The following is an 18576-nucleotide window of genomic DNA, read 5'->3' on the forward strand; positions in this document are numbered from 1 at the left end:
AGAATCTTCCAGGAGCAAGACACATGGCACTTCCATTTGATCGGCGCATTGATCGACGGGCGCTCCTCGCCGGCGGTCTGGCGACCGCCGCAGTCGCCGGGGTCGGGCTGACCGCCTGCGGACCCACCAACTCTGGCTCGCAATCGGATGCCTCCGCGACCGGCGGCACGTTGTCGATCGCGATGTCGGCGGCCAACATCCCATTCCCGTCCACACCACCCAACCAGGGCTACGAGGGCTACCGCTTCGTCGGCAACAACATCTACGACGCGCTGACCCGGCTCAATCTCGACCAGGACAAGACCCTGCCGGTCCCGCATCCCTCGCTGGCCGAGAAGTGGGATGTCTCCGAGGACCTCAAGACCTGGACGTTCACCCTTCGCAAGGGCGTCACCTTCCACGACGGCACCGCCTTCAACGCTGATGCGGTGATCTTCCAGCTGGATCGGCTCAAGAACGAGAAGTTCAAGTACTTCTCGGAGACCGATGCCGCCAACGGCGCCACCCAGGTCCGCTACATCGACAAGTACGAGGCCGTGGACGACTCGACGGTCAAGATCACCTGCACCCAACCGTACGCCTGGCTGCACTGGGACCTGCTCCACGTCTACATGCCGAGCCCAGCAGTGATCAAGAAGGTCGGCAACGACAAGTACAACGCGCACGCCACCGGCACTGGTCCCTTCAAGATGACCAAATACGTCGATGGCGAGACGATGGAGCTGACCCGTTACGACAAGTGGTGGCCTGGCCCCGTCAAGCTCGACAAGATCGTGCTTTACCCGCAGCCCGAGGCTGCCTCCCGGCTGTCGATGTTGCAGTCCGGTCAGGTCAACTGGGCCGAGGTTCCGACCCCGGACTCGATCGACCAGCTGAAAGCCGACGGCGACCAGATCTTCATGCACAAGTACCCGCACGGCATCATGCCCCGCTTCAACCTCTTCCGTAAGCCGTTCAAGGGCAACACGAAGCTACGTCAGGCACTGAACTACGCCCTGGATCGAGACGGCTGTGCGGCGCTGATCAACAACGTCGGCTATGGCGCGAAGCAGTACGTCTACGAGGGTCACCCGGACTACGCCCCGAACAACCCCGGCTACTCCTACGACGTCGCCAAGGCCAAACAGCTGCTGTCAGAGTCCGGCTATCAGCCCGGCGAGCTGACGATCACCATGGGCTACACCACTGGCGGCTCGGGAAACATGTTCCCGGACGTGATGATGCAGAAGCTGCAGGCCGATTTCAAAGCCATCGGCGTCGCCACCAAGCTGGTGCCGATGGAGTGGACCGTGCTGATCTCCATCGGTCTTGACGGTCTGAACTCCGACAAGTGGAAGAACCTGGACATTCTCTGGGCCTCGCCGGCCGCAGGCATGACACCGACCGGCTACAACTCGACCTTTATGTCCAAGCGTCCGGGCGGCCAGGCCAACGCTACGGGACTCGACGATCCGGTGATCGACAAGAACCTCACTCTGGCGCCGCAGCAGAAAGAGGAGAAGGACCAGCACGCCTACCTGCAGAAGATGATGGACCAGGCGGTCAGCCAGGCCTACTTCCTCTTCTGGATGCACGATCTCAACCTGCGGGTGATGTCGGCCGATGTGAAGAATTTCGTCGAGCCCCAGTCCTGGTGGGTCGACTTCTCCAAGATCACCGTGAGCGGGAGCTGAGGGGACGCCATGTTGCGATTGATCATCCGGCGGATCCTGATGGCGGTGCCGATCCTGATCGGCGTCTCGATCATCGTCTTCCTGCTGATGAGCGTAGTGCCGGGCGATCCCGAGGCGGGGCTGGTGCCCGACGATGCCACCCCCGCCGAGAGGCAGGCGATCCGGCACCAGCTGGGGCTCGACCAGCCCCTGCCGATCCGGTACTTCCACTGGGCAGTCAGTGCGCTGCACGGTGATCTCGGCTACTCGACGTTGCGCCGTCGCGAGGTCTCCGACCTGCTGCAACAGGCCTGGGGGAACACTTTCGTCCTGGCCGCCGTCTCGGCGATCTTCGGCATCGCCCTGGGTCTGCTGCTCGGGTACCTGGCCGGCACCCGGCGGGGCAAGGTCGTCGACCGGGTGGTGTCGATCTTCAGCCTCGGCGGTCTGAGCATCCCGTCGTTCTTCCTGGCGATCCTGTTGCTGGGCGTACTCTCCGGCCAGTTGCGGCTCTTCCCGTCCGGCGGAGCGACCTTCGACGAGGGCTGGGGAGTCGCCATCCAGAGCCTGGTGCTCCCGGTGCTGTCCGGTGCCATGATCACGATGGCGATCACTGCCCGGGTGACCAGGGCCGCGATCGTCGACGTCTTCAGCGCCGACTTCGTGGAAACCCTGCGCGCCAAGGGATTGACCGAGTTCGGCGTACGAATGCACGTGCTCCGCAACGCGATCTCACCAGTGCTGACCACTTCGGGTGTCCAGATCGGCGCGCTGCTCGGCGGCTCGGTGCTGGTGGAGACGATCTTCCGATGGCCCGGGATGGGCCTGTTGCTCTACACCGCGATCTCCACCAGGGATCTCGAAGTGGTGCAGGGCACGACGTTGGTCATCGCATTGACCTTCGTGGTCATCAATCTGGTCGTCGACCTGGTGCAGGCGGCCATCGATCCCCGGGTGAGAGGAGCCGTATCGTGACCGAGACCTTCGTACCCCCGCTACTGCCCAAGAGCTTCGGCGGCGGTGTCGACCCGGTCTCCCGGGCGGCGGCCGAGCGTCGCAAGGAAGAATGGAACGCCGCTGTCGAAAGCGTCAAGGCGCAGTCCTTCTGGATCGAGACCGGCAAGCGGTTCCTCCGCAACCGGACCGGTGTCGTGGCTGCTGCGATCGTCGTCGCGCTGGCATTGAGCGCGATCTTCGCACCGCTGATCAGCCCGTACGATCCGCTGATCGGTCAGCCAGTCGATCGGTTGAAGGACATCGGCACCCCCGGACACATCCTGGGCACCGACGAGCAGGGCCGCGACATGCTCTCCCGGATCCTCTTCGGCGGCCGGCTCTCGCTGCTGGCGGGCTTCGTTCCGACGGTCGCCGCGGCCGTGATCGGGACCCTGATCGGTGTGATCGCGGGCATGGTCCGCGGCGTCGTCGGGACTGTCCTGATGCGCTTCATGGACATGCTCTACGCATTTCCGGCGATCCTGTTGGCGATCGCGGTCGGCTCGGCTCTCGGACCGGGGCTGACCAACACGATCATCGCGGTCACGATCGTCTACATCCCGCCGGTCGCCAGGGTCGCGCAGTCGTCCACCCGCCGGGTGGTGGTGCAGGAATTCATCGAGGCCGCCCGACTGAGCGGTGCCAGCCGCGCCCGGATCGCCTGGAGCCAGATCCTGCCCAACGTGCTCAACGACATCATCGTGTACGCCTCCGGTCTGGTCGGCGTCGCGATGATCATCGCCGCCAGCCTGAGCTTCCTCGGTCTCGGGTCGGCGCCGCCGGCTCCTGAATGGGGCTACATGCTCAACAGCCTGCGCGGTGAGCTCTTCACCACGCCGCTGGTGACGATCGTGCCGGGCTTCTTCATCTTCCTCACCTCGGTCGCCTTCAACCTCGCCAGCGATGCACTGCGCGAGGCGATGGACAGCCGACTCTGAAATCGACCCCAGGACTGACCATGACTGAGATCCCCGAGAACACCATGATCAACACCACCGAGGCGGGGCTGGCCGTCGCACCGCCTCCCGTCGAACAGCCGAGCGCAACCCTTCCGGAACGACCGCTGATGGAGCTGCTCAACGTGTCGAAGACCTTCACCGTCCGATCCGGCGGCAAACGACTGACGCTGTCGGCCGTCGACGGAGTATCGCTACGGGTCAGGGAAGGCAAGACGCTCGGCATCGTCGGCGAGTCCGGCTGCGGCAAGTCGACGCTGGCGCGGGTGATCACCGGACTGCACAGCGCGACGTCGGGAGAGATGATCTTCGATCGGGCCCAGATCCCGGCGTCGGGAAAGCGCCCCAAGGAAGTCATCCAGCAGATGCAGATGGTCTTCCAGGACCCCTCCTCGGCACTCAACCCGCGGGCGACGGTCGGCGAGTCCATCGCCTTCCCGTTGCGAGTCCAGGGGATGTCACGCAAGGACGTGGACGCCCGGGTCACCAAGGTGATCTCCGATGTCGGGCTTCCGGCCAGCTATTCCGGAAGCTATCCGCACCAGCTGTCCGGAGGTCAGCGGCAACGGGTGAACATCGCCCGAGCGCTGGCGCTGCAGCCGCGGATGGTCGTGCTGGACGAGGCGGTCTCGGCTCTGGACAAGTCGATCCAGGCTCAGGTGCTGAATCTGCTGACCGATCTGCAGCGGGACTACAACCTGACCTACGTCTTCATCAGCCACGACCTGAATGTCGTCGAGTACATCAGCGACGAGGTCGTGGTGCTCTACCTGGGACAGGTCGTCGAGCACGCCCCGGCCAAGGAGCTGTGGGAGAACCCGCAGCATCCGTACACCAAGCTGCTGCTGTCCTCGATCCCGTCCATGGACCCCGATGACAGCACCCGCGACCAGCCACTGGACAAGGACTCGTCCGAGATCCCCAGCGCGATCAACCCGCCGAGCGGGTGTCGCTTCCGGACCCGCTGCCCGATGGCGATGGACATCTGCGCCCAGCAGGCACCGCCACCGATCGAGACCAGCGACGGACACCTGGTCGCCTGCCATCTCTACACCGAGGGCTCACAGGCCGCGGCCTGACCGGACCAAGCCCATCCCCACCCACACTCGCACCAAGGAGCTACGTCATGTCCGATACGACGACCGAATCCACCGACTACGACCCGGAGTTGGTGGTGACGGCCATGCTGGCCGCCGCCCGGCTGACCGTCTCCGACGAGGAGAAGGCTCAGATGATCAAGGACTTCCCGGTGATGCGGGCCTCCGCCGACGAGCTCTATCTGCCGGAGCTCGAGTTCTACGAGCCGGCCCCGAAATTCAACCCGGCGGCCTACTACCCGGCCTGACGGGCCCTCGCCACCACCTTTCGCGACAAACCGCTGAGCCACGAAAACCAGGAGCAACGATGACTACTGAACTAGCAACCCCGGGCGAGGAATCGGCCGCCACTTCAACGATCCTGACCATCGCCGACGCCGGTGAGGCGCTGCGGTCCGGAACCACCACGTCGGTGGAGCTCACCACCGCGATGCTGGAGAAGGCGACGGCTCTGAATCCCGCGCTCGGCGCCTATGTCGAGATCACCTCCGACCTCGCCCTCGAGCAGGCCGAGGCCGCTGATGCCGCCTTCTCCGCGGGCTCGGACGCCGGGCCGCTGCAGGGTATCCCGCTGGCGATCAAGGACATCATCAAGGTGGCCGGAGTGCCGACCACGGCCAACAGCCGGATCCTCGACCCGGCCTGGGGCGGCGAGGCCGATGCTCCGGTGGTGGCCAGGCTGCGGGCGGCGGGCTCGGTCTTCATCGGCAAGTCCACCACCAGCGAGTTCGCCCTGGGGCAGCCGGATGCGGAGAAGGGATTCCCGGTCCCGCACAACCCCTGGGACGTCACCAGGACCCCGGCAGGATCCTCGTCCGGCACCGGTGTCGCCACAGCCGCCGGGCTCGCCTTCGGCGGGCTGGGCACCGACACCGGCGGTTCGGTCCGCGGCCCGGCCACCGTCAACGGCCACAGTGGCCTCAAGGTGACCTTCGGGCGGGTACCGAAGGCGGGCGTCGTACCGCTGGGCTACTCGCTGGACAGCATCGGGCCGATGGCCCGGAGTGCGTACGACTGTGCCCTGCTGCTGCAGGTGATGGCCGGCTACGACGCCGCCGACCCGAATGCCGCCGACGTCCCGGTGCCCAGCTACACCGCGGCGCTGGACGGCAGCGTTGAGGGGGTCAAGATCGGACTGCCGATCCCGTACTTCTTCGATCATGATCAACTCGATCCCGAGGTGCGCGACGGCGTGCTGTCGGCGGTCCAGGCCCTGGTCGGTCTCGGCGCCACCTCGACCGAGATGGAGCTCGCCCACGCCGACAAGGCCCAGCACGCCAACGCGCTGATCCTGGTAGGGGAGGCGTACGCCTATCACCGCAACAACATGGTCCAGCGCTGGACCACCTACGGCAAGTACACCCGGCCCGGTCTCGTCCGCGGGATGTTCTACACCGCAGCGGATTTCGTGCAGGCGAACCGATTCCGGGTGCTGTGGTGCGAGCAGGTCGCCAAGGCGCTGCAGACCTACGACGTGCTGATCACGCCGTCGGCTCCGACCACCGCCCAGGTCGCTGCCGACATGAATCCCAGCCAGCGACTCCGGCAGCCGAGTTACACCGGCCAGTGGAATCTGTCCGGGCTGCCTGCGATCTGCATCCCGACCGGCTTCTCGTCGGAAGGGTTGCCGCTGTCGATGCAGATCATCGGCAAGCCGTTCGCCGAGGCCACGGTCCTCAAGATCGCCGACGCCTACCAGCGGATCACCGATCACCACCTGCAGGTGCCGCCGGTCGACGCACTGATCACGACCGCCGCCTGACCTCAGCACACGCAAAGGAGCAACGAGACAGATGCACAGCATCGAGGAACAATTCGAGAAACAATTGGACCAGGCCCTGGAAAGCAACGGGTTGACACCGTTGCCCGAGGATCGCGCCGCATTGCTCAAGGCCTTCACCACTGGCCGCGAGCAGGCCGCGCTGGTCTTCTCCGTGGCCGAGGCCCGCTATGAGGAACCGGATCTGATCTTCTCAGCGAGCCTGTCGTGACCGCGCCGGACGTGGTCGCACCCGAGGAGGGTGCGCTCAGCTCCGCGCTGACGATCGCCGACGCCCAGACCGCGTTGCGGGACGGCACGCTGACGGCCACCGGGCTGCTGCGTGAGGCGTACGCGACTGCCGACGCCGTCGACGAGACGCTCGGCATCTACCTGTCCCGCTTCGACGAGACCGCCCAGGCGGCCGCCGCGGCGATCGACGCGGCCTTCGCCGCCGGCGAGGATCCGGGCCTGCTGGCCGGCATCCCGCTCGGCATCAAGGACATCATCTCCACCACCGAAGGCGAGACGACGGCGCAGAGCCTGGTGCTCGACCGCGCCTGGGGCGCCGGTGTCGGCGATGCGGTGGTGGTCAGCCGGCTGCGCGCCGCCGGTGCGGTGATCACCGGGAAGCTCACCACGATGGAGTACGCCACCGGGGTCCCGGATCCCACCAAACCCTTCCCGATCCCGCGCAACCCGTGGAACACCGACTACTGGACCGGCGGCTCCAGCTCAGGGACCGGCAACGGCGTCGCCGCCGGCGCGATCCTTGGCGGGCTGGGCACCGACACCGGCGGCAGTATCCGGATCCCGTCGGCGTTCTGCGGGATCACCGGTCTCAAGGCGACCTTCGGCCGGGTTCCGAAATCGGGTTGTGTGCCGCTGGGATACAGCCTGGACAACATCGGGCCGATGGCCCGATCGGCGCGGGACTGCGCGATCATGCTCAACGCGCTCGCCGGCTATGACGCCTCTGACGCTTGCGCTGTCGAGGTTCCCACCGAGGACTACCTGGCCGGACTCGACGGCGACCTCTCCGGTCTGACGATCGGTCTCGACCGGCTGCTCGGCAAGGCCCCCAACCGGGATCCCGCCGTCGACGCGGCGCTGGACGCGGTCGTCGACGTGCTCACTGGGCTGGGCGCGACCGTGGTCGAGGTCGAGTTGCCGCTGTGGCAAGAACTCAACGCGGCAACGAGGATCACCTCCCGGTCCGAGGCGTTCGCCTATCACGCACCCGACCTGCGGTCCCGGTGGGGCGACTACTTCTCGGCGACCCGTACCGGCGTGGGTGCCGCGATTGCCTTCACCGGTGCGGATTACGTCCAGGCCCAACGCGTGCGACGGGTCGGGCAGAAGGCGGTCGCGGCGCTGTTCGAGACCGTCGACCTGATCATCACCCCGACCAGCAGCGTCGCCGGCTGGAAGATCGACGAGCTCGACTCGATGGCCGACCGCTTCGGCTCCATGCACACCGGCTACTGGAATGCCCTCGGCAATCCGGCGCTGGCGTTGCCGATGGGATTCAGCGGACAACCGCGGGCCGGGGGCCTGCCGCTGTCGCTGCAGATCATCGGCCGGCCGTTCACCGAGTCGCTTGTGCTCCGGGCCGGTGACGCGTACCAACGGGTCACCGACTGGCACCTGCTGACTCCCGCCGCGGCGGACCGTTCGGAAACGGCGGTGGTGGCGTCATGACCGTCGAGGCAGCAGGTCAGCCCGGCCCCGACGCGGGGATGGACGAGCCCGAGGTGGCGCTCTACACCGCCGAGCGGCTGGATGTACTCCTGGAGATTGCCGAGCTCCCGCTTTCCCCGCAGCGCAAGGAAAAACTGCTCGAGACCCTTCCTGATCTGGACCAGAAGGTCGCCAAGATCAGATCGGTCGCGCTCGGTGAGACGCCGCCCGCGACCGCCTTCGACGCGAGGTGGAGTTGATGTCCGAACCGTACGAGTTGACCTTGAGCGAAGCGGCGATGGCGATCGCCCGCGGCGAGCTGTCCCCGGTCACGCTGACCGAGTCGGTGCTGTCCCGGGTGGAGCAGGTCGAGCCGCAGCTGAATGCGTTCGCCTGTGTCACTGCGGAGATCGCCCAGACTGCGGCGAAACAGGCCGAGCAGGAGATCGCCGAGGGATCGTACCGGGGACCGCTGCACGGCATCCCACTCGGCGTCAAAGACCTGTACGAGACCGCCGGTGTGCCCACCACGTCGTCGTCCAAGGTCCGGGCCGACTACGTGCCGACCAGCGACTCCACGGTGGTCGCCCGGTTGCTGGATGCCGGAATGATCATGATCGGCAAGACCCACACCCACGAGTTCGCGCTCGGCGGCATCACGCCGACGACTCGCAATCCGTGGAACACCGCTCACATCCCCGGCGGTTCCAGCGGCGGCAGCGGCGCGGCGGTCGCCTCCGGCGAGGTGATGGTCGGGCTGGGCAGTGACACGGGCGGATCGATCCGGATGCCGGCGGCTCTGTGCGGCACCGTCGGGCTGAAGCCGACCTACGGCCTGGTGTCGCGGCGCGGTGTCGCCTCGCTGTCCTGGAGTCTTGATCATGTCGGGCCGTTGACTCGTACGGTCCGGGACACGGCGCTGGTGATGGATGCGATCGCCGCCTACGAGCGGGCCGACCCGGCCAGCGTCGACCTGACCGGATCCGGTGGGCTTCCTGGCTACACGGCCGCTCTGGACACCGGCGCGGCCCAGGACCTGACCGGGATCACAGTCGGTGTCCCGACCGAGTTGTTCTTCGACGACGTGGATCCCGAGGTCGAGGGAGCCGTCCGGGCCGCGGTGGCGACTCTTGGTGATCTTGGTGCCCGGGTGGTCGAGGTGTCGATCCCGATGGCCGACCTGATTCCGGCCGCGGCACAGTTGATCGTCCGCGCCGAGGTGGCGTCGTATCACCGCAGCATGTTGCGCGAGAAGGGCGATCTCTACACCGAGCAGGTCCGGCTGGGGATCGAGGCCGGCAATCTGGTGCTGGCCATCGACTACGTCGACGCCCTCCGGGTCCGGACCTTGGTGCAACGGGCCTGGGCGGAGATGATCACCACTACGGGTGTGGACGTGGTCGCCGCCCCGAGCACACCCTTCCCGGCACCGCCGGCCGACCTGGGCGAGATCACCTGGCCGAGTGGATCGGTCGAGAAGCACAGCCGTGGAGTCGGCCGGTACGCCTCACCGGCGAATCTGCTCGGCCTGCCGGGACTGTCCGTCCCGGTGGGGATCAGCGGCGCGCAGTCGGTGATCACCGCCGGACTGCCGATCGGCATGCAGCTGATCGGCCGGCCGTTCGACGAGGCGACCGTGCTCAGGGTCGGGCATGCCTACGAGCAGACCAGGACACCGATGCTGCCCGTGCTCCATGGATAGTGGTTCGTCCACGCTGCAACGACGTTTCGTCGGTCTCAACTCACTCACCGGTCTGACCTTCGGCTTCACCGCACCGGTGACCGCCGTGCTCGCGGGGCAGCTGGGCGCCAGCCCTTTCGCGGCCGGCCTGGTGGTCGCCTCACTGACCGCAGTGGTCTTCCTCTGCGACATCTTCGGTACTCGGCTGCTGCCCTTCCTCGAACCCCGGCGGGCGATCTCCGCCGGCCTGCTGTTGTGGGGCGTCGGCTCGTTCGTCAGCGCCGTGGCGCCGGATGTCCAGATGCTGACAGCCGCCAGGATCGGGCAAGGATTCGGCTTGGCGATGCAGGCCGCTGCGGCACCGCAACTGGCCATCCGGCTGGCAGGCAACGGCCGGGTCGGAGCCGCCGTCGGACGCTTCCAGGCGGCGATGACCGCCGGGTCGGCGATCGCACCGCTGACCGGCGGCCTGGTGACCGCCATCGGGATCGGTACCACGGGGAACCGGCTGGCCTTCGCGATCTGCGGAATCCTCGCGGTCATCGCCGCGGCGTTCGCCTGGTTCGTACTGCCGACCGTACGACCGTTGCTGCGGCCACGGCTCAGCCGGCCACGGTTGCCCGGACTCAGCGTCAGTCCGCGTTCGATCACCGCATTGTTGGTGAGCAGCGTCGGCCAGGGTGCACGGGGAGCGGTGTCCCTGACCTTGGTGCCGTTGATCGCCGCCGGCAGCATGGGACTCGCGGGACCACGGGTCGGCGTCTTCCTGACAACGGCTTATCTGACCGAGGTCGCCATCACGGCGATCGGCGGCGGTTGGTCCGACCGGCACGGCCGCCGGCCGGTGGTGCTGCTCGGCACCGGCGCCGGGATCTTCGCCATGATCCTGCTCGGCGTCGCGGTACGGACAGGGTCGATGGTCGCGTTCTTCGCCGCCACCCTGCCGATCGGCATCGCCGGCGGTTGCATGCTCGGCCTGCTCCCGGCGGTCCTGGTCGATCTCGCCGGCGGACCGGAGGCCGGACTCTCGGCGAACCGGATCGCGCGTGACTTCGGCTCCACTTCCTGCACGGTGATCATCGGGGCGATCACCGGACTGGCCGGCACCACCGGCGGATTGATCACCGGCGTCCTGATGTTCGTCGTCGTGGCGATCGGAATCCGCGTGATCGGTGAGACCCGGGCGCTGCAGTCCTGATCATCCACCGGTAGCCGAATTACATCGTCAACCGACCGTCAACGGACCGTCAGCCGACCGTCGACGGGCACGTCAACGAACCGTCGACGTGCCCCAGTTGCGTGGGATCGGGGTTTCTGGGGCCGCCGGCACGGGCACTACGAGGAGCCCGACGAGGCCGTGATCGTCCAAGATGCCGACGGTGGCGGCCACGGCGGTGCTGATCCTCGGGTGATCAACGAATTCCTCGAGTTCGTGGCGCACGGTGGCAGGACCGACACCTCACCGGTGGCCGCCCGGCAATCCGTGGCGGCCGGCGTCATCGCGACCGAGTCGCTCCGCTCCGACGGTTCGGCTCGGCCGGTGCCGCCGCTGCCCCAGGACATGATCGATTACTTCGACCGAGGGCAGACCCGCTGATCCGTTTCGTTACTCGTCGGCAGCCGGCGTGTCAGGATCCTGCGGTGGTTCACTGCCGCGCCCGGCCTGCCACCAATCCCGTACGCGATTGGCGGCCGCGCCGCCGACCCCGCCCATCACGCCGCTGACGGTGCCGACCACCTTGATCAACGGGTCGCGGCTGCTCTTGAAGTCCTCGCGATAGGAGGCCGCGGCGGCCTTGACGTCGTCGGTGAGCGGGGCGTCCTTGTCCTCGGAACGGCGCGGGTAATTGCCGGCCAGGATCTCCTGGTATTCGAGACCGGCAGCCCACTTCTGCAGCTCGGCGGCGCGCAGTGCCGCCAGTGGGTGGGTCTGGCCGGAGATCTGCAGGATCTTCAGCACCGAGTCCCGGACATCGCCGCGTTCCTGGTAGTCCTTTGCCTGATCAAGGAATCCTGCAACGTCCATCTCGTCCGGATTCAAGGCGCCGGCCAGGGACGCGTGCACCTTCAGGACGGCTCGCGGATCCTGGACACACAGCAATCCGGCCCGGTCGCAGGACAGTTCGGATTTGCGGAACCACTCCATCAGCGCGGCGATGATCGCCCGGATGCCCCAGGCGCCGATCGGCAGCCACTGGATCTGGGTGGCGATCCCGACCAGCTGCAACAACATCGTCCGGTAGAGCGCGTGACCACTGACCACATGGCCGACCTCGTGGCCGATCACGAACCGGATCCCGTCGGTGTCGACGAGTTTGAGCATCCCGGTGGTGATCACGATGATCGGCTTGTCCAGGCCGATGGTCATCGCGTTGGGTTGGGGATCCTGCTGGATGTAGAGCTCGGGGACCGGCTGCAGGTCGAGGGTGGTAGCACACTCGTTGATCATCTGGTGGAGATCGGGATACTGCCGGGGCGATACCCGGACCGAGCTGGCCAGATAGAGCAGCCGGATGCTGCGCTCACCGATCGCGCCGGAGATCGCCTTCAGCACGGTGTCGAATCCGGGAATGGCCCGCAGGGCGACCAGTGCGCCGCGATCAGCAGGATGTTCGTACGCCCGCGGGCTGATGTCAGGAAAACGAATCCGGCCCCGACCCAACTCCCGCTGATCTGCGTAGCTCATGCGGTGAGTTTAGGTCGGGGCCGGTTCGCGTGCTTGCGCTTCGACAAGCTCAGCGATCAGCCGGGCCGGTGATCAGCCGCCACAGGTGTAGGTGGTGCTACCGACCTGATGGACCCCGGGGCCGAGGTCGGCGCACTGGTGGGCGGCGTGCACCGCGGCGACGATGCCGGCGGCCGTACCGCCGAGTCCGAGGACGGTGAAGACCACACCGATGATGATGCCGACCAGAGCAAGGGTGTTGGCGAAGCCGGCCAACTTGGACTTGCGGCGGGCGATGATGCTGACGATCAGACCCACGATCGGGATGAAGATGGACAGCACCAGGCCGACAATTCCCATGGTCCGGCCGGGATCGGCGGCCGCGTTGGCGGCGGGGTTCGTCGGGTAGGGGGCGGCGGTCACTTTTGTCTCCTTCAGATTCGTACGCACCGTGCGCACTGCACATACGACGGGGGCACCGAGGGATTCGGTTCCGTCCGGTTGCAAGGTTTCTTCTTCATTCGCCGGTCCGGCTGTCGATCAGTTCGCGGACCGCGTCGAGGTGGCCGACGTGGCGGGCGTACTCCTGGAGCACGTGGAAGCCGATCCAGGCCAGCGTCGGAGGGTCGGTCGGGAACCGCCCGGTCGTCGCGGCGACCTCGTCCAGCCGGTGCTCGGAGAGCACCCGTTCGGTCGCCGCGGCCTGCTCGCCCAGGAATGCCTGCAGGGCGGCGACCGTATCGTCCGCTGCGACTGCCCAGCGGCGCCGGTCCGCGGGGTCCCGATCGCCGAACGGATCGTGCAGGTCCCGGCCGAGGAAGCCCCAGACGAACCAGCGGCGTTCCATGTAGGCCAGATGCTTGAGCAGCTCGATCGGAGTCCAGCCGCTCGGCAGCACGGCGGTCCGGAGTTGATCATCACTCAGGCCGGCCAGCTTGCGGTCCAAGGCGTCGCGGTAGGTGCGCAGGTAGCCGATCAGCAGAGCGGACGGATCGCTCAGCGAACCGGCAGGCTCGGCGAACGGATCCGCTTCGGGTCCGTTGTCGGGGTGGGCCACAGGGCGCACGCTAGCGGGCGGGAGGGTCATCGGCTGAGCGGCGCAATGCTGTGGATTCGATCAGAATCCGCCGGCGAGGCGGGACGGCCGTCCGAGCGCGGCATCCTGGGAGTATGACCCTCATGACCGAGCGCCCGTCCCCGTCGCCCGCGCCCGGGTACGCACCAGCGTCCGGCCGGCCGCCGAGGATCACCCGGCCGCATCCCGCCACGGCCGCGATCCCGGTCGCGGCGACTGCAGTGGCCGGCATCGTGGCGACGGTCTGGGTCGCACTGCACACCGTCTTCGGCCAGCACTACGACGATCTTGCGATGCGGGTACTGGACGGCGGCACCAGCGGTCTGAACGACCGGCTGGTGCATCTTCTGGAGCAGGTCAGTGTCGGCTCGGCCGCGATCGCCCTGGCGGCGATGATCGCGGTCGCTGCCGTACGCGGCCGGTTCCGGCTGGCCGGAGCTGCGATCGTGCTGGTGCTCGGCGCCAACCTGACCACCGAGGTGCTCAAGCACTATCTCCTCACCCGGCCCGACCTCGGTGCCGACATCGGCACCAGCGCGACCATCAACACCCTGCCCAGTGGACACACCACGGTGGTCTTCTCGTTGGTCCTGGCCGCTGTGCTGGTCTCGCCGCGCGCCCTGCGGTGGCTGGTCACCTTCGCCGGCTCGGCGGTCGGAGGGCTGACCGGCCTGGCCACGGTCATCGCCGGCTGGCACCGGCCCAGCGACGTGGTCGCCGGGCTGCTGGTCACCCTGGCCTGGGCTGCTTTGGTGTCGGCGTTCGTCGCCGGCACCGCCCGGGACGGCGCCGGCCGGCACAGCGGTTCGTTCTCCGCGATGCTCGGCGGAGCGGTCGCCGCCCTGGGAGTGATCATCTACGGATTCGGCTGGACCGCCGGCCCGGACGCCTCCCGGATCATCCCGGTCACGGCCGCGGTGATCGCCGCGGTCGCCGCCCTCAGCGTCAGCTCGTACGCCACCCTCGTCTCCCGTACCTCCAACTGACGCCCGGATCGTAGCGAGTCGTGGTTCGATAGCCGCATGACCGACGTGCCAAGGGTGGTCCGGGTGAGCCGCGAGGTCGCCGCCGATCCGGAGACGATCTTCGAGCTGATCGCCGACCCGGCGCAGCAACCACGCTGGGACGGCAACGACAATCTCGGCAATGCCGATGTCGGGCAGCGGGTGCGGGGAGTCGGCGACGTCTTCGTGATGACGCTGACGTCCGGCCAGGTACGGGAGAACCGCGTCGTCGAATTCGACGAATCCCGACTGATCGCCTGGCAGCCGGCCCCGCCCGGAGAAGAGCCGCCGGGACACCTCTGGCGCTGGGCACTCGAGCCGCTGGGAGACGGTCGGACCCGGGTCATCCACAGCTACGACTGGACTGCGTTGACCGACGAGAAGCGGATGGCCCGGGCGCGGCAGAACACGCCGGACGCGCTGGCCGCCTCAGTCGACCGGCTCGCGGCGCTCGCGGAGTCGGGAGCCTGACCCGGGGCGTACGTCCCCGCAGCTCTCCACGCCCCAACCGCACGGCCAAGCGCCGATTCGTGTCGGCGGGCGCCGGACCGGTAGCCTAGAGAGTCGGTTCGCTCCATCCAACGGAGCAGACCGAAGCATCGCCCTCCTGTCATGGGGACGTCCCATGACCGCAGAGACCAGAGGAGGAGGAGTTCGCGTATGCGCAAATACGAGGTCATGATCATCATCGACCCGGACACCGACGAGCGTCAGGTCCAGCCCACGCTCGACAATTACCTCAAGGTGATCACCAACGCCGGCGGAACCGTCGAGACCGTTGACATCTGGGGTCGTCGTCGTCTGGCGTACGAGATCAACAAGAAGCCGGAAGGCATCTACGCGGTCGTCAACCTGACGTCCGAACCGGCTGATGTCCAGGAGCTGGATCGTCAGCTCGGCATCAACGAGTCGATCATGCGGACGAAGGTACTGCGTACCGACGCCAAGTGATCTGTGGATCACTGACAGACAACCGTCTGAGGTCCGTGGCACAGTGTTCACCACTGAGCTCACGTACCGCTGATCACCGGAGACATCAATGGCAGGCGAAACCACCATCACCCTCGTCGGCAATCTGACCGCCGACCCGGAGCTGCGCTTCACCCCGTCGGGTGCGGCCGTTGCCAACTTCACCGTTGCTTCGACGCCCCGCAACTTCGACCGTCAGACCAACGAATGGCGCGACGGCGAGGCGATGTTCATCAACTGTGCGGTCTGGCGACAGGCCGCCGAGAACGTCGCCGAGTCCTTGCAGAAGGGCATGCGGGTGATCGTCCAGGGACGGCTGAAGTCCCGCAGCTACGAAACCCGCGAGGGTGAGCGGCGGACCGTATTCGAGATCGATGTCGACGAGATCGGCCCCGCGCTGCGGTACGCGACCGCCAAGGTCACCCGGACCAGCAGCAGCGGACAGGGTGGCGGCCAGCGGGGTGGCGGCTACGGCGGCAACTCCGGTGGCGGCTACAACCAAGGCGGCGGCAACTCCGGTGGCGGCAACCAGGGCGGTTCGTACGGGGGCAACGACCCCTGGGCGAGCAACGACGGCGGCGGCAACCAGGGCGCCAACCAGGGTGGCAACCAAGGCGGCGGTTCCTTCGGAGGCAACGATCCGTGGGCGACCAACACCAACGACGAACCACCCTTCTGATCCACAACTTTTTCATCCAGACATGGCACATTCCGGCATCAGCCGGGCTCAGAGAAGGAGAGCACCACAATGGCCAACGCACCACGTAACGCAGAGCGGAAGCCCAAGAAGAAGGCCAATCCGCTCCGCAAGGGCCAGCCCGTCGACTACAAGGACACCGCGACCCTGCGGAAGTTCATTTCCGAGCGGGGCAAGATCCGCGCCCGCCGGGTGACCGGACTGAGTGTCCAGGACCAGCGCAAGGTCGCCATCGCGATCAAGAACGCCCGCGAGATGGCGCTGCTGCCGTACGCGACGACCGCTCGCTGAGATTGAGGAGAACAGACAGATGAAGCTCATTCTCACCGCGCCCGTCGACAACCTCGGGGTTGCCGGCGACATCGTCGACGTCAAGGACGGTTACGGCCGTAACTTCCTGGTCCCGCGCGGTTTCGCGATCAGCTGGACCAAGGGTGCCGAGAAGCAGATCGACGGCATCAAGCGCGCCCGGGACGCACGGGAGATCCGTGGCATCGAGCACGCCCAGCAGGTTCGCGAGCAGCTGGAGAAGGTCGAGGTCGAGGTCGAGGTCCGTACCTCCGAGAGCGGCAAGCTCTTCGGTTCGGTCACCCCGTCGTCGATCGTGACCGCGATCAAGAAGTCCGGTGGCCCGGCCATCGACAAGCGCGCCGTCCAGGTGACCAAGCCGATCCGTACGCTCGGTCAGCACACCGTGGGCATCAAGCTGCACGACGCGGTGACCGCGCACATCCCGGTCACCGTCGTCGCCGAGGCCTGATCGTCAGCGCGTAGAGCACGACACCACAGAAAGGGCGGCCCCATCGGGGCCGCCCTTTCGTCATTCCTGGGTTCCGGCTACTCGGCGCCGGCGCCGACCGCCACGGTGTCCAAGGTGACCTCGACCCCCTCCTCGGCACGTGCATCCCCATGCTCCCGAGACCTGCTGGGCAGGAAGAGCGCGGCGATCACCGAGGCGGCGAGCACCGCACCACCGACGAAGACGGCGTGCCGAGCGGCGTCGACATAACCGGTCGGCGTCAGCTGCCCGCCGGCGCCGGTGAAGACCGCAGTCAGCACGGCGACGCCGAGAGCGGTGCCCATCTCCCGCAGTGTCGCGTTGGTGCCCGACGCCTTGGCGTGGTCGGCGGCCGCCATCCGGTGCAGCACCGCGGTCGAGGACGGCGCGAAGATCAGCCCCATCCCGATCCCGGTGACGGCGAACGGCACGAACATCTGCGAGTAGGGCAGGTCGGGCGTCATCATCCAGCCGATCCAGGTGATCCCGATCGCCGACAGCGCCAGACCGACCGCGATCGGCAGCCGGGTGCCGAAGCGCGGCACGATCAGGAAGCCGGTCAACGGCGCGACGACCAGCGGCGCCAGCGTCCACGGCATCGTCAGCACACCGGACATCAGCGGACTGCGGCCCTGCACCACCTGCAGGTACTGGATCAGGATGAAGACCGATCCGAAGATCCCGAAGCTGAAGACCATCCCGACCACGTTCGCGGCGGAGAAGCTCCGGCTCCGGAAGAGCCGCAACGGCAGCAGTGGCGCCGTGGTCGTCGCTTCGCGGACCAGGAACAACCCGATCAGGACGGCGCCGCCGATCAGCGCGCCGAGCACCTCGAGGCTGGACCAGCCGGCGTCATTGCCGCGGACGATCCCGTAGACGACCCCCAGCACGCCCAGACCTGCCAGCACGAGCCCGATCACGTCGGCACGAAGTCGCTCGCCAAAGCTGTTGCCGACCGCGAAGAGCACCAGCGGGATCGCGATCAGGCCGATCGGGACATTGATCCAGAAGATGCCCTGCCAGCTCCAGCCCTGGGTGACGGCGCCGCCGACCAGCGGGCCGAGCGCGACACCGAGGCCGGAGATGCCGCCCCAGATGCCGATCGCCGCGGGCCGCATCCGCTCGCTCACCGAGCCTGCCAGCAGGGTCAAGGACAACGGCATCAGAGCCGCACCGCCGACACCTTGCAGGGCCCGGGCGGCAATCAGCTCCCAGGGCTGCGTGCTCAGCCCGGCCAGGGCGGAGGCGGTGATGAAGAGGCCGGTCGCGATCAGGAAGACCGTACGGCGTCCGAGACGGTCGCCGAGCCCGACGGCCATCAGGATGAACGTCGCGAAGGACAGCGTGTAGGCGTTGACGACCCACTGCAGTTCGTCGATCCCGGCGTTGATGTTGCGGGCGATCACCGGCAGGGCGTTGGTGACCACGAGATTGTCCAGGGTCGCCATGAACATCGGCAGTGATGCGGCGAGCAGCACCAGCCACAGCGGCCGGGTGCGGTTGCGGGCCGCGGGTGCGGCCGGTTCGTCAAGCAAGGCGGTTGCCATCGCAAGCCTCCATCGTACGG

Annotated in this window: 22 protein-coding genes; 18 read left to right on the top strand and 4 right to left on the bottom strand. The window is 67.3% G+C overall.

Annotated features, from left to right (window positions below; genetic code table 11):
- The first annotated feature begins 23 nt into the window (after positions 1–23).
- The 12 genes from IEY07_RS14895 to IEY07_RS14950 all read left to right on the top strand — a co-directional run bounded on the left by IEY07_RS14895 (position 24) and on the right by IEY07_RS14950 (position 11418).
- On the top strand, positions 24–1673 hold the full coding sequence (locus tag IEY07_RS14895; protein ID WP_188896181.1) for an ABC transporter substrate-binding protein: 1650 nt from the start codon (positions 24–26) through the stop codon (positions 1671–1673).
- A 9-nt stretch (positions 1674–1682) separates the two neighbouring features.
- Positions 1683–2627 carry an ABC transporter permease gene (locus IEY07_RS14900; protein ID WP_188896182.1) on the top strand — a complete coding sequence of 315 codons (945 nt, stop codon included), beginning with the start codon at positions 1683–1685 and terminating at the stop codon, positions 2625–2627.
- Positions 2624–3586, top strand: a complete 963-nt coding sequence (locus IEY07_RS14905; RefSeq protein ID WP_229670139.1) for an ABC transporter permease — start codon at positions 2624–2626, stop codon at positions 3584–3586. The genes IEY07_RS14900 and IEY07_RS14905 overlap by 4 nt, the downstream gene beginning before the upstream one ends.
- 20 nt (positions 3587–3606) lie before the next feature.
- Positions 3607–4683, top strand: a complete 1077-nt coding sequence (locus tag IEY07_RS14910) for an ABC transporter ATP-binding protein (protein ID WP_229670140.1) — start codon at positions 3607–3609, stop codon at positions 4681–4683.
- 47 nt (positions 4684–4730) lie between these two features.
- A complete protein-coding gene (locus IEY07_RS14915) occupies positions 4731–4949 on the top strand; it encodes a hypothetical protein (RefSeq protein WP_188896183.1) in 219 nt (72 codons plus the stop codon).
- 59 nt (positions 4950–5008) lie between these two features.
- Positions 5009–6463: an amidase gene (locus tag IEY07_RS14920; RefSeq protein WP_188896184.1), complete on the top strand. Its 1455-nt coding sequence runs from the start codon at positions 5009–5011 to the stop codon at positions 6461–6463.
- Between the two features lie 31 nt (positions 6464–6494).
- Positions 6495–6692, top strand: a complete 198-nt coding sequence (locus IEY07_RS14925; RefSeq protein ID WP_188896185.1) for a hypothetical protein — start codon at positions 6495–6497, stop codon at positions 6690–6692.
- Complete coding sequence (locus IEY07_RS14930) at positions 6689–8161, top strand: amidase (RefSeq protein WP_229670141.1); 1473 nt, start codon at positions 6689–6691, stop codon at positions 8159–8161. Before IEY07_RS14925 ends, IEY07_RS14930 begins: the two co-directional genes overlap by 4 nt.
- On the top strand, positions 8158–8400 hold the full coding sequence (locus tag IEY07_RS14935) for a hypothetical protein (RefSeq protein WP_188896186.1): 243 nt from the start codon (positions 8158–8160) through the stop codon (positions 8398–8400). Before IEY07_RS14930 ends, IEY07_RS14935 begins: the two co-directional genes overlap by 4 nt.
- Positions 8400–9842, top strand: coding sequence for an amidase (locus IEY07_RS14940; protein ID WP_188896187.1), 1443 nt, complete (start codon positions 8400–8402; stop codon positions 9840–9842). The genes IEY07_RS14935 and IEY07_RS14940 overlap by 1 nt, the downstream gene beginning before the upstream one ends.
- Complete coding sequence (locus IEY07_RS14945) at positions 9835–11019, top strand: MFS transporter (protein ID WP_188896188.1); 1185 nt, start codon at positions 9835–9837, stop codon at positions 11017–11019. Before IEY07_RS14940 ends, IEY07_RS14945 begins: the two co-directional genes overlap by 8 nt.
- A 159-nt stretch (positions 11020–11178) precedes the next feature.
- Positions 11179–11418 carry a hypothetical protein gene (locus IEY07_RS14950; protein WP_188896189.1) on the top strand — a complete coding sequence of 80 codons (240 nt, stop codon included), beginning with the start codon at positions 11179–11181 and terminating at the stop codon, positions 11416–11418.
- 9 nt (positions 11419–11427) lie between these two features.
- Here the strand turns inward: IEY07_RS14950 and IEY07_RS14955 are convergent, their stop codons facing one another.
- The 3 genes from IEY07_RS14955 to IEY07_RS14965 form a co-directional block, all read right to left on the bottom strand.
- Positions 11428–12507 (bottom strand): M48 family metallopeptidase, encoded by a 1080-nt coding sequence (locus IEY07_RS14955; RefSeq protein WP_188896190.1) that lies wholly within the window; start codon positions 12505–12507, stop codon positions 11428–11430.
- A gap of 72 nt (positions 12508–12579) precedes the next feature.
- Positions 12580–12909: a hypothetical protein gene (locus IEY07_RS14960; protein WP_188896191.1), complete on the bottom strand. Its 330-nt coding sequence runs from the start codon at positions 12907–12909 to the stop codon at positions 12580–12582.
- 94 nt (positions 12910–13003) lie between these two features.
- Positions 13004–13543 (bottom strand): DinB family protein, encoded by a 540-nt coding sequence (locus tag IEY07_RS14965; RefSeq protein WP_229670142.1) that lies wholly within the window; start codon positions 13541–13543, stop codon positions 13004–13006.
- A gap of 122 nt (positions 13544–13665) precedes the next feature.
- Here IEY07_RS14965 and IEY07_RS14970 point away from each other — a divergent pair, with 122 nt between their 5' ends.
- The 6 genes from IEY07_RS14970 to rplI all read left to right on the top strand — a co-directional run bounded on the left by IEY07_RS14970 (position 13666) and on the right by rplI (position 16991).
- Positions 13666–14547 (top strand): phosphatase PAP2 family protein, encoded by an 882-nt coding sequence (locus IEY07_RS14970; RefSeq protein ID WP_229670143.1) that lies wholly within the window; start codon positions 13666–13668, stop codon positions 14545–14547.
- Positions 14548–14583: 36 nt separating this feature from the next.
- Positions 14584–15036 (top strand): SRPBCC family protein, encoded by a 453-nt coding sequence (locus IEY07_RS14975; protein WP_188896194.1) that lies wholly within the window; start codon positions 14584–14586, stop codon positions 15034–15036.
- A 189-nt stretch (positions 15037–15225) separates the two neighbouring features.
- Positions 15226–15516, top strand: coding sequence for a 30S ribosomal protein S6 (gene rpsF / locus IEY07_RS14980; protein WP_188896195.1), 291 nt, complete (start codon positions 15226–15228; stop codon positions 15514–15516).
- An 88-nt stretch (positions 15517–15604) separates the two neighbouring features.
- Positions 15605–16213, top strand: a complete 609-nt coding sequence (locus IEY07_RS14985) for a single-stranded DNA-binding protein (RefSeq protein WP_188896196.1) — start codon at positions 15605–15607, stop codon at positions 16211–16213.
- Between the two features lie 69 nt (positions 16214–16282).
- Positions 16283–16522, top strand: a complete 240-nt coding sequence (gene rpsR, locus IEY07_RS14990; RefSeq protein ID WP_188896197.1) for a 30S ribosomal protein S18 — start codon at positions 16283–16285, stop codon at positions 16520–16522.
- Between the two features lie 19 nt (positions 16523–16541).
- The gene (gene rplI / locus IEY07_RS14995; RefSeq protein WP_188896198.1) at positions 16542–16991 is read left to right on the top strand and encodes a 50S ribosomal protein L9; all 450 of its coding nucleotides are present in this window, start codon (positions 16542–16544) and stop codon (positions 16989–16991) included.
- Positions 16992–17068: 77 nt separating this feature from the next.
- Here the strand turns inward: rplI and IEY07_RS15000 are convergent, their stop codons facing one another.
- Entirely contained in the window at positions 17069–18556 is a 1488-nt protein-coding gene (locus IEY07_RS15000; protein ID WP_188896199.1) for a DHA2 family efflux MFS transporter permease subunit, read from the bottom strand.
- Between the last annotated feature and the right edge of the window lie 20 nt (positions 18557–18576).

The organism is Microlunatus endophyticus, from assembly GCF_014646195.1.
Lineage (GTDB): Bacteria > Actinomycetota > Actinomycetes > Propionibacteriales > Propionibacteriaceae > Microlunatus > Microlunatus endophyticus.

Excerpts from the sequence above, each read along its gene's own strand:
- IEY07_RS14895 (WP_188896181.1), top strand. The coding sequence starts at position 24 with ATGGCACTTCCATTTGATCGGCGCATTGATCGACGGGCGCTCCTCGCC.
- IEY07_RS14975 (WP_188896194.1), top strand. The coding sequence starts at position 14,584 with ATGACCGACGTGCCAAGGGTGGTCCGGGTGAGCCGCGAGGTCGCCGCC.
- IEY07_RS14985 (WP_188896196.1), top strand. The coding sequence starts at position 15,605 with ATGGCAGGCGAAACCACCATCACCCTCGTCGGCAATCTGACCGCCGAC.
- IEY07_RS14935 (WP_188896186.1), top strand. The coding sequence starts at position 8,158 with ATGACCGTCGAGGCAGCAGGTCAGCCCGGCCCCGACGCGGGGATGGAC.
- IEY07_RS14970 (WP_229670143.1), top strand. The coding sequence starts at position 13,666 with ATGACCGAGCGCCCGTCCCCGTCGCCCGCGCCCGGGTACGCACCAGCG.
- IEY07_RS14955 (WP_188896190.1), bottom strand. The coding sequence starts at position 12,507 with ATGAGCTACGCAGATCAGCGGGAGTTGGGTCGGGGCCGGATTCGTTTT.
- IEY07_RS14920 (WP_188896184.1), top strand. The coding sequence starts at position 5,009 with ATGACTACTGAACTAGCAACCCCGGGCGAGGAATCGGCCGCCACTTCA.
- rpsF (WP_188896195.1), top strand. The coding sequence starts at position 15,226 with ATGCGCAAATACGAGGTCATGATCATCATCGACCCGGACACCGACGAG.
- IEY07_RS14940 (WP_188896187.1), top strand. The coding sequence starts at position 8,400 with ATGTCCGAACCGTACGAGTTGACCTTGAGCGAAGCGGCGATGGCGATC.
- rplI (WP_188896198.1), top strand. The coding sequence starts at position 16,542 with ATGAAGCTCATTCTCACCGCGCCCGTCGACAACCTCGGGGTTGCCGGC.
- rpsR (WP_188896197.1), top strand. The coding sequence starts at position 16,283 with ATGGCCAACGCACCACGTAACGCAGAGCGGAAGCCCAAGAAGAAGGCC.
- IEY07_RS15000 (WP_188896199.1), bottom strand. The coding sequence starts at position 18,556 with ATGGCAACCGCCTTGCTTGACGAACCGGCCGCACCCGCGGCCCGCAAC.
- IEY07_RS14915 (WP_188896183.1), top strand. The coding sequence starts at position 4,731 with ATGTCCGATACGACGACCGAATCCACCGACTACGACCCGGAGTTGGTG.
- IEY07_RS14910 (WP_229670140.1), top strand. The coding sequence starts at position 3,607 with ATGACTGAGATCCCCGAGAACACCATGATCAACACCACCGAGGCGGGG.
- IEY07_RS14945 (WP_188896188.1), top strand. The coding sequence starts at position 9,835 with ATGGATAGTGGTTCGTCCACGCTGCAACGACGTTTCGTCGGTCTCAAC.
- IEY07_RS14900 (WP_188896182.1), top strand. The coding sequence starts at position 1,683 with ATGTTGCGATTGATCATCCGGCGGATCCTGATGGCGGTGCCGATCCTG.
- IEY07_RS14925 (WP_188896185.1), top strand. The coding sequence starts at position 6,495 with ATGCACAGCATCGAGGAACAATTCGAGAAACAATTGGACCAGGCCCTG.